We start from the raw sequence: 11561 nt of genomic DNA, 5'->3' as shown, positions 1-11561 counted from the left end.
CCGTCCGACCGTGTGTCGAGTATCTGCCATACGACGCCGGTCAGCGCGCCGGCGGTGCGGCCGAAGTCGCGCTCGCTGGCACTGCCGTGGGTCGAGCCGCGGCCGGCACAGCAGTGGCGGTCGACTCGGCGAGAGCGCGCCGGGACACGGGGGAGCGGGCCGGCCGAATGCGACCGAGAGCGGTGAGACGGTAACCGCGGACGAGGAACCCCGAGGCCCCCGTCCGCGACGTGTGCAGGCCTCTCGCACGCCGTTGCGTCTTCGAAAGGGCTTTTAGTACTCCTCTGCCAGATTGGTGTACAGCCCGTGCGGGGTTGATGATGCTCCTAGCCTCTCAGGATATTCCGCCGCGATTTTGCGCGGCGCCCGGGTTCGGCCCGGACCGGCGGGGGAGCGCGAGCCCACGCACGGGAGGTGATCCACAAATGCCAGTATACGTAGATTTCGACGTGCCCGCGGACCTCGAGGACGACGCCCTCGAGGCCCTCGAGGTCGCACGAGACACAGGCACCGTGAAGAAAGGAACCAACGAGACGACCAAGGCCGTCGAGCGCGGCAACGCCGAGCTCGTCTTCGTCGCCGAGGACGTCCAGCCCGAGGAGATCGTCATGCACCTCCCGGAGCTGGCCGACGAGAAGGACATCCCGTTCGTCTTCATCGGCACGCAGGACGAGGTCGGCCACGCCGCCGGTCTCGAAGTCGGCAGCGCCGCGGCAGCCGTCGTCGACGCGGGCGACGCCCAGGACGACGTCGACGACATCGCCGGCAAGGTCGAGGAACTCCGGTAGGTGACCTTCGATGTCTGCTGAAGAATCCGACGGAGACGGCGGTTCCACGGCCGCCGAAGTCATCGAAGTCGTGGGCCGCACGGGGATGCACGGCGAGGCCATGCAGGTCAAGTGCCGGATCCGCGGCGGCGAGAACCAGGGCCGCATCATCACGCGAAACGTCCTCGGGCCGGTCCGGGAGGGCGACGTGCTCCAGCTCCGCGAGACCGCGCGCGAGGCCGACCAGATCGGAGGCCAATAATGCCACGAACGCGCGAATGCGACTACTGCGGCACCGATATCGAGCCCGGGACGGGCACCATGTTCGTCCGCACCAACGGCTCGACCATCCACTACTGCTCCTCGAAGTGCGAGAAGAACGCCAACCTCGGTCGCGAATCGCGCGACCTCGAGTGGGCCGGCGAGGAGGAAGCCGCCGAGGCCACCGAGGACGAGGAGTCCGAGCCGGCCGCCGACCAGCGCCCGACCGACATCGAGGACCAGGGCCAGGACGTCGACGCGCCCGGTGACACCGATGAGGACCTCGAAGACGTCGAGCCTGACGAGGCCGTCGAGGCCGGCGCCTCGGACGCCGACGAGGCGGACGCCGACTCCGAGGACGACGAGTCCGACGACGCCGAGGAAGCGGAGGCCGAGCAGTGAGCCACCACGACGAGCGCACGTTCGTGATGGCCAAGCCCGACGCCGTCCAGCGCGGGCTCACCGGCGAGATCGTCACCCGCCTCGAAGAGCGCGGGCTGAAGCTCGTCGGCGCGAAGTTCATGCAGATCGACCAGGAGCTCGCCGAGCAGCACTACGGCGAGCACTCCGACAAGCCCTTCTTCGACGAGCTGGTCGAGTTCATCACCAGCGGTCCGGTGATGGCGATGGTCTGGCAGGGCGCCGACGCGACCCGCCAGGTCCGGCAGATGATGGGCGCGACCGATCCCGCCGACGCCGCACCCGGTACCATCCGCGGCGACTACGGGCTCGACCTCGGGCAGAACATCATCCACGGCTCGGACCACGAGGACGAGGGCGCCAACGAACGCGAGATCGAGCTGTTCTTCGACGAGGACGAACTCGTCGACTACTCGCGCTCGGACGAGCCCTGGGTCTACGAAGACGAAGACCACTGAGCCGCTGAGTCCCCGCTTTTCGGCCGTCGCTGCGCACGTCGACCGGGCTCCGGTCGACTTCGCGTTTTCCGACCGCGAGTCCCGACTGTCTCCGCCGTAGCGGGGTTGCGGTGGGGCGACTCTCCCGCGTAGCTTTTTGCCCGGTCGGCCGCACCTGTCCGCCATGGACGAGATCGCCGAGGACGTGCTGTCGACGCCCCCCGACTCCGACGAGGACTGTTCGGTCTGTGGCGAGCCGATCCCGATCGATGCGGGAGTGGTCCCGCCCGCAGGCGAGGAGTACGCCGTCCTGCGGGCCGCGGACCCGGAGACCGCGGGCGTGATGACCGAGCGATGGGTCCACCGCGGGTGTCTCCGGGCGTATCTGGACGAGTCCGCCGCGATATGACGCGTGGGTTCGGGCGCAGTTGACGGCGCCTCGTCTATAGTAGAATTTGAAAGCGTTTGCACGGTCGACCGCACGACTGCGTGCGGTCAGCCGAGCGATGTCTTTCAAATTCTACTATAGTCAACACGGTGACTCGAACCGGGGGCACTGCGCTCGCCGCAGGTGATACATTTTTCTCACCCCCTGATCAATAGGGTGGCGTGCAGACGACATCGGCCGCCGATATCGAAGCCGTCCTCGACGAGTCCGGGCCGGACTACGAGGAGTTCAGCTACGAAGCGGCCACCGGTGGGACGCGGGCGGACGTGTACATGGTGACGCTCGTCTATCAGGGCAACGAGTACGAGGTCGTCGTCAAGTTCCAGCCGCCGAACGACGACCGGTTCGCGGTCGAGCCGAAGCTCCACGACTACGTCGCCGATCGAACCGACATCCCGATCCCTCGCATCCTCGTGTTCAAACAGGAACCGGAGCGCAACGTGCCGCCCTACTTCGTCACCGAGCGGGTCCGGGGGGACAACCTCGCCGACCAGTACGGCGCGATGGACCAGAGCCACTGGGAGCGAGTGATCGAGCAGGTCGGGTCGATCATGGGCGACCTGCACTCGGAGATCGCCTTCGAGGCGTTCGGCCGGCTGATGCTCTACGACGACCGGATCACGATCCGCAACTGGCGGGGCAACTGGCGGGAGTACTTCGGCGACCTGACCCGCTCGCACATCGACCGGCTCGCCGGGACGCCCTTCGAGGGGATGCAGTCGCGGGCCCGCGACGCCATCGACGACACCCTCTCGCTGGTGCCGGAGGACGGGATGCCCCGTCTCGTCCACGACGACATGCAACCGACGAACCTGCTGTGCATGCTCGACGAACCGGACCCGGTCACCGCGGTGCTGGACTGGCAGGACACGCTGGCCGCCCATCGGGACTACCAGCTCGCCCAGTCGGAGTTCCTCTACATCGACTCGACGTTCGACGACCCGCAAGTGCGCGACCGCCTGCGCGAACAGCTCTACGAGGGGTACCGGACCCACACGGAGTTCGACCCGGGCGAGGCCTACGAGCGGTGCAAGCCGATCTACCAGCTGTCGACGCTACTGTGGCGGATGACCGGCTTCGACGACGCCTTCGCCGAGGACGACCTGGGACGGGCCCGCGCCGAGTTCCAGTACCGCCAGCAGTTCGACCGCCTGCTGGGCGAACTCCCGCGGTGAGGACCCGCGGTCCCGCCGGTCCGACACGGCCGAACCTGTTTTCACCCAGACTGGTTTCCTGTAACGAAGTTTTAAGTTACCGCTCTACGGATTCCCCGGCGAGATGCCCTCCGTACTGTCTCTGCTGACCGACCCGGACGAGTTCTTCCGTCGGCAGGAGTCCGACCCGTCACTGAAAGGACCGCTGGTCGTGATACTCGCGGTCGTCGCGATCGACGTGGTCGCGGCGGTGTTGCAGTCGCGGTTCACGTCGCAACTGTTCGAAGGCGCTGGCGTCGGTAGCGGCCTCGTGGCGTTCGTCCAGGCGTTCACGTACCTGTTCGTCATCGCCGGGCCGTTCGTGATCTGGCTGCTGTACGCCGGGCTGTTCCACGCCATCTCCGTGGTGTTCGGCGGCGAGGGCGACTTCTCGACGACGTTCGCTCTCGTGGGCTGGGGGTTCGTCCCCAGCGTTTTCGGGTCGGCCGTCGGCATCCCGATCACCTACTACCGGTTCAACGTCCGGGGGATCGACGTGCCCTCGGAGATCACACAGGAGTCGATGCAGCAGTTCAACCGAGCGGTACAGACCGGACCGATGGTGGCGCTGACGGCGGCGCTCGGCATCGTCTTCACGCTCTGGTGCGCGTTCCTCTGGACGTTCGCGCTGAAACACGCCCGAACACTGGACGTCCGGCAGGCGGCGCTGACAGTCGCCGTACCGGTCCTGATCGCGGTGTTGCTCTCGCTCCGGACGCTCCTGGTCGCCCTCGAAGTCCTGTGATGACCCGCCGCGCTCGCTCCCCGCGTCGCCGCATCGAGTCGACAGTCACGAGCCACACCTCCCCCGACCAATGAACCGAACCAAGACGGTAGCACTCGCGGTCCTGATCGCAGTCGCATCGCTTCCGGCCGTCGCGGCCGCAACCAACGCGAACGTGACCATCTCGTCGGTCGACGTGAGCCCCTCCGAACCGGTCCCCGGCGACGAGATCACGATCGAACCGACCATCGAGAACTTCGACAGTAGCTCCACGGGCTACTTCGTCGACCGCGTGCGGGTCGTCAGGGCCGACGACGGCCCCCATCCGAAGGAGTACGCCGGCGTGAAAAACATCGGAACCGTGCCGGCCGGGGCCGACAGGACCGTCCCGCTGTCGGTGTCGTTCGACGAGGCGGGCACGTACGACCTGCTGGTCAACGTCTCCGGCCGCCCTACCGACGGGGGCGGCCTGACGCGGCTGAGCTACCCGGTCTCGCTCACCGTCGAGGAGCGGTATCCGCAACTGGACGTCGACGCCAACGACTCCGTCGCCGGCGTCCGCGCGGACGGTTCGGTCACCGTCGCCAACAGCCTGTCGAGCCCCATCGAGAGCGTCGAACTGACCGTCGACGGCGAGAACGTCAGCATCACGAACCGCCGGGAAGTGCTCGCGACGGTCGGGAGCAACGCCTCGCGAACCGTCGAGTTCGACTACCGCGCGGACGACCCCGGCCGCCACCGGGTGACGGCGACGCTCACCTACACGACCGCCGGCGGCGTGACCGACACGGTCACCGACACGGTGACGGTCCGGACGGAGACCGAGCGCCCGCAACTCGACATCGACACGAACACCTCCATCGCCGGGCTGGAGTCGTCCGGGACCGTCACCCTCGCCAACGGTCTCGGCGCGGCGGTGACCAACGCCGAACTGACGGTCGCCGGCGACGGCGTCACCGTCCGCAACGACCGCTCGGTGTTCACCCGCATCGCCGACGGCGAGTCGGCGACGGCCGCCTTCGACTTCCGACCGTCGGCGGCCGGCGACCACGAGGTGACCGCGACCCTCTCGTACTCGACGCCGGGCGGGGCGACCCGCACCGTCACCGAGACGGTCACCGTGGGGACCGACCCGCTTCGCGATAGCGTCGCGCTGGACCTGAGTACCCGCGAGGGCGGCAACTCCCAGGCGGTGACGGTGTCGGTGCTCAACCGGGGCAACGCGCCGATCTCGAACGTCAGCGTCCGCGCCAGTTCGCCCAACGCCTCGGTCGGGCAGGCGCTCGTCGACCGCGTCGCCTCGGGCGAGTCCCGGACGGTTCGCCTGAACTCGACGCTGTCGGGCGACCGCGCGGCGGTCGACGTGGTCGCCACCTACGACGTGGCCCGCCAGCGCGGCGAGGCCTCGGCGTCGACGGCGCTCACCCAGACGCCCGGTACCATCGGCCTGACCGGACTGGAGGTCGTGCCCGAGGGGGGACGACTCCGCATCTCGGGGAGCGCGAGCAACCTCGGGACGACCGACGCCCAGAGCGTGCTCGTCAGCGTCGTCGACACCGAGGCGGTGACGCCGACCTCGCCCAACCGCGAGTATTTCGTCGGCACCGTCCCCGCGAGCGACTTCGTCTCGTTCGACGTGTACGCGAGCACGCGGGGTAACGTCTCGTCGGTCCCGCTGGAAGTCGAGTACCTCGTCGACGGCCAGCGCCACACCCGAACCGTCGAGGTCGACGCCGCGAGCGCCAGCCGCGCGCTCGCCGCCGGTCCGGACATCGACGCGAACTCCGGCGGCGGCGGATTCCTCGTCCCGCTGGCGATCGGCGCCGTCGTGGTGGTCGGCGTGCTGGCGGTGGTCGTCCGCGCCTGGAGGGCGAGCCGTGGCGGTGATTGAGACCCGGAACGTCGTCAAGCGCTACCGGACCGGCGGGCAGACGCTGGAGGCGCTGAAGGGGATCGACTTCGCCGTCGAACCCGGCGAGTTCGTCTCCATCATGGGCCCCAGCGGCAGCGGCAAGACCACGCTGCTCAACCTGCTCGGCCTGCTCGACGACCCCAGCGAGGGCGAGGTCCTGCTCGACGGCGAGGACGTGACCGGCCTCTCCGACCGCGAGCAGACCAGTGCCCGCAAGCGCACCATCGGGTTCGTCTTCCAGAACTTCTACCTCATCCCGACGCTGACGGCGAAGGAGAACGTCGAGGTGCCCGCGCTGTTCGACCACGACCCGAGCGTCGAGGAGCGGTCGGTCGACCTGCTCGAACGGATGGGCCTCGGGGATCGGCTCGACCACAAGCCCGACGAGCTGTCGGGCGGGCAGAAACAGCGCGTCGCCATCGCCCGCTCGCTCATCAACGAGCCGCGGCTCCTGCTGGCCGACGAGCCGACGGGGAACCTGGATCGGGACACCGGCCGGCAGATCCTCGAGGAGTTCGTCGAGATCACCGGGCGCGACGTGGCCGTCATCGCCGTCACGCACGACGAACTCGTCAACGAGTACGTCGACCGGACCGTGGAGCTCGTCGACGGGCTCATGGGCGAGGACGTGCCGACGGACGGGGGCCACGGGAAGCCGGTCACCGGTCCCGACGGCGGCTCGGGGAGTGATCGACCGTGATGGGCTGGCTGCGGCGGCGGTTCCCCGCCCTGCTGATGGCCCGGCGCAACATCGGCCGGACGAAGGTCCGGTCGGTGCTGGCGGCGCTGGGCATCGTCATCGGCGTCATCGCCATCGCATCGCTGGGGATGTTCGGGCTGACGCTGCGCTACCAGCTCACCGAGAACCTGGGCGGCATCGGTAACCAGGTGATGGTCCAGCCGGCCGACTCGGCGGAGGCGCCCGACGCGCTCACCGAGCGGGACCTCCGGCAGGTCGAGTCGGCCGCGGGTTCCGGCGCCACGGTCGCGCCCGCGGTCCAGCGGTTCACCACGGTTTCGTACGGCAGGGGAGTCTCGGAGACAAGGGGGGTGATGGGGATCGACCAACCGGGCAAGCTGTTCGAGGCTCGGGACGGATCGATCCCCCAGCCCTACCGGAGCGGCGCCCTGATCGGACCCGATCTCGCGGACCAGCGCGACCTCGGTCCCGGCGATACCATCTCGGTCAACGGCTCGACCGAGCGAGTCGTCGCCGTCCTCGCGCCGAGCCAGGGCTTCGGGTACACCGACCCGAGCAACCAGATCGTCCTCCCGATGCGGAGCTTCGACGGCCGCGGCTACGACACCATCACCGTCACCGAGACCGACAGCACCGCCGCCAACGCCACCGCGATGGCGATCCGTGCCCAGTTGAACGACCGGCGCGAGCGCGTTACCGTCCAGGACTTCTCCGGCGTCGCCGACCAGATCGGCCAGACGTTCCAGGCGCTGAACCTCTTCCTCATCGGCATCGGCTCCATCTCGCTTCTGGTCGCCGGCGTGAGCATCCTCAACGTCATGCTGATGAGCACCGTCGAGCGCCGCCAGGAGATCGGCGTGTTGCGCGCCGTCGGCTTCCAGAAGCTCGACGTGCTGAAGATCATGCTCTCGGAGGCCGTCCTGCTCGGGGTCATCGGCGGCGTCGCCGGTGCCGCCTTCTCTATCGTCGCCGGGATGGTCATCAATCACTTCGTCGTCGGCGACGCCATGCTCGCCTTCCGCCCGGGGAACTTCCTCTACATCGGCCTCGCGTTCGCCTTCGGCGTCGGGACGAGCCTCCTGAGCGGGCTCTACCCGGCGTGGAAGGCCGCCAACGAACGCCCCGTCGAAGCGCTGCGGGGCTGAGAAATCGTCGCCGCGTTCGGTTTTCCGTCCGCGTCAGTCGGCGTCGACCGTCAGCCGCGGGCTCGCGCGGTCGACGGTCACCGGCGCGAACTGCTCGAACCACTCGCTCTCCCCCGCCTCGAAGGCGTCCAGACAGTCCTGCACGGTGAAGTTGATCGCGCCGGTTTCGTCGGCACAGGGGAAGACGGCCTGCAGGTCGCTGCCCTCGTACACCGCCAGCGACGCCATCGGGAACACGACCACGTCGTGGACGGCGTCGGTCCCGATGTACGAGCGCTGGCGCCGCTCGAAGGCCGGTTCGAGCCGGTAGCCGTTCTCGCTCGCCCACTCGCCGAACTCCTCGTAGGTGGCCAGCGCCTCGTCGCGGCTGTCCTGCTCGGGCGTCCGGATGCGCTGCCAGGAGGCGTCGACCTCCGTGTCGGTGACGACCCCCTCGGCTTCCAGGTCCTCGACGCGCCCGAGAATCCGCTGCTGGCGGTCGTAGCTGCCGTACGTGTCCCCCCGGAGGTAGAGTTCGATCCGCTGGTCGCTGGTGTTCGTGGTCATCGTGTCTCTCACTTAACTGATCTTTCGGGTGGCCCTCTGAAAACCCTTTCCGCCCTATTCCTTCGAGGGACTCTAGAGACCTAGTATGTGGGGTCGTTAGCGCCGTTCTTGCGCGATCCCTCCCTCGCACTCGTGCGGTTCGCTCGTGAACAGGGTCCGCTGACGGCAGGGAACCGGCCGAAACGTTCGGGTCGCGGTCAGTCGTCGGCGGAGGCGGTTTCCCCGAGCGCGGGCACGTCGATCTCGCCGGCGTCGAGTTCGGCCTCGACCTCGCGGGCCGCGGTGACCATGTTCTCCATTTTCTCGTAGGCCACTTCCCGCGGGAGGAGCTTCAGGCCGCAGTCCGGGGAGATGGTCAGCTGTTCCGGCGGGACGACCTTCAGGCCCTGCTGGATGTTGGCCTTGATCTCCTCGACGGACTCGACGTCGGCAGTGTGGTTGTCGACGACGCCCAGGGCGAGGTCGAGGGTGAACTCGGGGTCTGTGAACACGTCGATCTGTTCGTAGTCACCGTTGGTGAGCTCCAGGTCGAGCTCGTCGACCGGGTAGTCGAGCACCTCGGGGTAGATCCGCGAGTAGTCGCCGTAACAGACGTGGAGACCGATGCGGACCTCCTCGGGGATGTCCTCGACGATGCGTTCGAGACACTCGCCGACGATGGCGTGGTCGTCGGGCGTCGTGGCGAGCGCGGGCTCGTCGATCTGGATGTAGCGGGCGCCGGCGTCGACGAGCTGCTCGATCTCCTCGTTGACCAGCTCGGCCAGGTCGTAGGCCAGCGCTTCGTCGTCGTCGTAGGCCTCGTTGAACGTCCAGTTGGCCAGCGTGTACGGGCCGGTGATGGGCACCTTGACCGGGCGGTCGGCCACCGAGTCGGTGAACTCGAACTCGTCGACGAGCCACTGCTCGCCGTACTCGACGGTTTCGGCGACGCTGGGCTTGTTGAAGTAGTTGTGGCCCCAGACCTTCACGCGGCCGTTGAACTCGTAGCCCTCGATGCGCTCGGCGAAGTACTCGACCATCTCCGTCCGGCGCATCTCGCCGTCGACGACGGTGTCGAGGCCCGCGCGCTCGTGTTCCTCGGTGATGAGGCGAGCGGCGTCGTCCTTCGCTTCCTCCCACTCCGTGTCGCCGAAGTTGTCCTCGTCGTCCTCGTAGAGCTCGCGGGCGCGGTCGAGCCACTTGGGCTTCTTGTAGCTGCCGACGACCGAGGTCAGCAGGAAGTGGTCGTTATCGTGGTCGGCCGGGCGGAACTGCTCGCGGTTGTCGGCGGGGCGCTCAGTCATGCTTTCACCTCCGTGCGCTCGACGGCGCCAAGCGCCGCGAGCTTCTCCTCGAAGCGGCCCGAGGGCAGGTAGAACGTCGGCGTGTTGATCGTCGCGTAGGCGGTCTCGAAGTCGACGCCGTGGGCGTTGTCGAGCGTCCACTCGACGCGCTCGGCGATCTCCTCGCCCTCCTCGACGAGGGTGTTCTGCCCGTCGACGATGCCCAGCGCGATGTCGTCTTTGGCGCCGTACTCGGAGAGGACGTAGGCGTTGTCCTCGTGGTTGGCGACGAAGTCGAAACCGACCGCGTCGACGTCGGCGTCCATGAGGTGGGCGTACACCTTCTCGTCGATGCCGCCGTCGCCGCCGTGGGACTCCCAGTAGGTGTGGGCGACCACGTCGGCCTCGGTGGCCTGTGCCACGGTATCGATCGCCTCGCTGGCGCGCTCGTCGGCGCCGTCGCCGGGCGGCGACTCCAGCAGCGAGGGTTCCAGCAGGAACAGCGTCTCGACTTCCGGGAACTGCTCGGCCTCGCTCGCGAGGAACTCGGCCAGCGCCGAGAGGAAGGCGGCCTCGTCGCCGTAGTGCTCGTCGGTCGCGAGCTGCGAGAGGGTGTACGGCCCCGGCAGGACGGCGTTGAGCGACTCGTCCGTGAGCTCGACGGTCGCTTCGAGATCGGTCGCCACGTCGCCCGTGGCAGAGAGGTCGCCAGTCACCACCGGATCGCGGTAGAAGTTGTTGTTGTCGAAGTAGCGGACGATCCCCTTGGTCTCGACGGCGTCGGCGACGGCGAGCGGGTGAGTGAGCATGTCGTCCCACCGCAGCTGGCCCTCGACGACCAGGTCGAGGCCGGCGTCGGTCTGGAGGTCGACGACCTCCGTCCGCGCTCGGTCGTAGGCGTCGCCGATCTCGGCGCTCTCGTCGCCCGAGACCAGCCCGCCCTTCTGTCGTCCCTTCAGGTTCGCGAGTTCGTCTTTCGCCCAGTCCGGCAACGGATACAGGCCGGGCGTCGTGGAGAGTACCTGCGTCATTGGAACGCCCTACGAAATGACGCCCTATAATATTTCTTATATCGATTGATGCACTGTAGTAATCTGCGCGAAAGAGTCCCACGTCGGTCTGGAAGAAGTAGTGGCGAACTATCCGGATGGCGACCCGTGAGGCGACAGTTCAAGTGCGTCGCCCGCGTCGGGTGTCGGTCCCGCTTCGGAGTGACCGGTCGCGGCGGTCTCAGACCCCGAAGGCGCGGCCGTCCCACCGGTCGACCGCGAGTTCGAACGGTGTCACGTCGCCCGCGTCGCTCCACCGGACGGGGTTGGGCGCCGACCGGCTGTTCCGCGCGAGCGCGGCGAACGCCGGTTCGGCGTCGTCGTAGGTCGTCTCCACCAGGCGGCCGATCGCGACGACGCTGCGCCAGACCCGCTCGCTCTCGTCGTGTTCGTAGACGGTGAAGCCGACGGCCCGCGTCCGGTCCAGACTGCGGTACTTGCGGCTCGACTCGTCGCCTTCGAGCTGCACGGCGAGCACGTCGGCGTCGGGGTCGTAGCCGAACGCGACCGGGATCGGGTACGGCGCTTCGGCGCCGCGGAACGCGATCACGCCGACGCCGTTGCGGGCGAGCAGTTCGGTGACTTCGTCGTCGCTGAGGCGGTTCATCCGTCCGGACGTAGCGCCGGCCCGGAGTTTTGAGTGGGGTCCCGTTCCCAGCGACCGGGAACGGGACCCGGGTTTTCAGGGACCCTGGTC

Annotated in this window: 14 protein-coding genes; 10 read left to right on the top strand and 4 right to left on the bottom strand. The window is 68.1% G+C overall.

From position 1 onward, the window contains the following. Positions 1-425 precede the first annotated feature (425 nt). The 10 genes from rpl7ae (at position 426) to HZS55_RS18940 (ending at position 8007) form a co-directional block, all read left to right on the top strand. Positions 426-788: a 50S ribosomal protein L7Ae gene (rpl7ae, locus tag HZS55_RS18985; protein WP_179909119.1), complete on the top strand. Its 363-nt coding sequence runs from the start codon at positions 426-428 to the stop codon at positions 786-788. A gap of 10 nt (positions 789-798) precedes the next feature. Then, entirely contained in the window at positions 799-1029 is a 231-nt protein-coding gene (locus tag HZS55_RS18980; protein WP_135362901.1) for a 30S ribosomal protein S28e, read from the top strand. After that, entirely contained in the window at positions 1029-1430 is a 402-nt protein-coding gene (locus tag HZS55_RS18975) for a 50S ribosomal protein L24e (protein WP_179909118.1), read from the top strand. Before HZS55_RS18980 ends, HZS55_RS18975 begins: the two co-directional genes overlap by 1 nt. After that, positions 1427-1906, top strand: a complete 480-nt coding sequence (gene ndk / locus HZS55_RS18970) for a nucleoside-diphosphate kinase (protein ID WP_179909117.1) — start codon at positions 1427-1429, stop codon at positions 1904-1906. Before HZS55_RS18975 ends, ndk begins: the two co-directional genes overlap by 4 nt. Positions 1907-2069: 163 nt before the next feature. Then, the gene (locus tag HZS55_RS18965; protein WP_179909116.1) at positions 2070-2294 is read left to right on the top strand and encodes a hypothetical protein; all 225 of its coding nucleotides are present in this window, start codon (positions 2070-2072) and stop codon (positions 2292-2294) included. A 200-nt stretch (positions 2295-2494) separates the two neighbouring features. Next, on the top strand, positions 2495-3508 hold the full coding sequence (locus tag HZS55_RS18960) for a phosphotransferase family protein (protein ID WP_179909115.1): 1014 nt from the start codon (positions 2495-2497) through the stop codon (positions 3506-3508). 103 nt (positions 3509-3611) lie between these two features. Beyond that, positions 3612-4271 carry a YIP1 family protein gene (locus HZS55_RS18955; RefSeq protein ID WP_179909114.1) on the top strand — a complete coding sequence of 220 codons (660 nt, stop codon included), beginning with the start codon at positions 3612-3614 and terminating at the stop codon, positions 4269-4271. Positions 4272-4341: 70 nt separating this feature from the next. Then, the gene (locus HZS55_RS18950; RefSeq protein ID WP_179909113.1) at positions 4342-6141 is read left to right on the top strand and encodes a COG1361 family protein; all 1800 of its coding nucleotides are present in this window, start codon (positions 4342-4344) and stop codon (positions 6139-6141) included. Beyond that, positions 6128-6862, top strand: coding sequence for an ABC transporter ATP-binding protein (locus HZS55_RS18945; RefSeq protein WP_179909112.1), 735 nt, complete (start codon positions 6128-6130; stop codon positions 6860-6862). Before HZS55_RS18950 ends, HZS55_RS18945 begins: the two co-directional genes overlap by 14 nt. Beyond that, the gene (locus tag HZS55_RS18940) at positions 6862-8007 is read left to right on the top strand and encodes an ABC transporter permease (RefSeq protein WP_179909111.1); all 1146 of its coding nucleotides are present in this window, start codon (positions 6862-6864) and stop codon (positions 8005-8007) included. The genes HZS55_RS18945 and HZS55_RS18940 overlap by 1 nt, the downstream gene beginning before the upstream one ends. A 33-nt stretch (positions 8008-8040) precedes the next feature. On the opposite strand, the gene HZS55_RS18935 is transcribed toward HZS55_RS18940, so the two are convergent. The 4 genes from HZS55_RS18935 to HZS55_RS18920 form a co-directional block, all read right to left on the bottom strand. Beyond that, positions 8041-8553: an HTH domain-containing protein gene (locus tag HZS55_RS18935; protein WP_179909110.1), complete on the bottom strand. Its 513-nt coding sequence runs from the start codon at positions 8551-8553 to the stop codon at positions 8041-8043. Positions 8554-8750: 197 nt separating this feature from the next. Next, on the bottom strand, positions 8751-9836 hold the full coding sequence (locus tag HZS55_RS18930) for a methionine synthase (RefSeq protein ID WP_179909109.1): 1086 nt from the start codon (positions 9834-9836) through the stop codon (positions 8751-8753). After that, positions 9833-10846, bottom strand: a complete 1014-nt coding sequence (locus tag HZS55_RS18925; RefSeq protein WP_179909108.1) for a 5-methyltetrahydropteroyltriglutamate--homocysteine methyltransferase — start codon at positions 10844-10846, stop codon at positions 9833-9835. The genes HZS55_RS18930 and HZS55_RS18925 overlap by 4 nt, the downstream gene beginning before the upstream one ends. 199 nt (positions 10847-11045) lie before the next feature. Beyond that, positions 11046-11471 carry a pyridoxamine 5'-phosphate oxidase family protein gene (locus HZS55_RS18920; RefSeq protein ID WP_179909107.1) on the bottom strand — a complete coding sequence of 142 codons (426 nt, stop codon included), beginning with the start codon at positions 11469-11471 and terminating at the stop codon, positions 11046-11048. Positions 11472-11561 lie beyond the last annotated feature (90 nt).

Origin of the sequence: Halosimplex rubrum, from assembly GCF_013415885.1 — an archaeon.
Classification (GTDB): Archaea; Halobacteriota; Halobacteria; order Halobacteriales; family Haloarculaceae; genus Halosimplex; species Halosimplex rubrum.
This window is presented reverse-complemented; position numbering and strand designations above follow the sequence as displayed.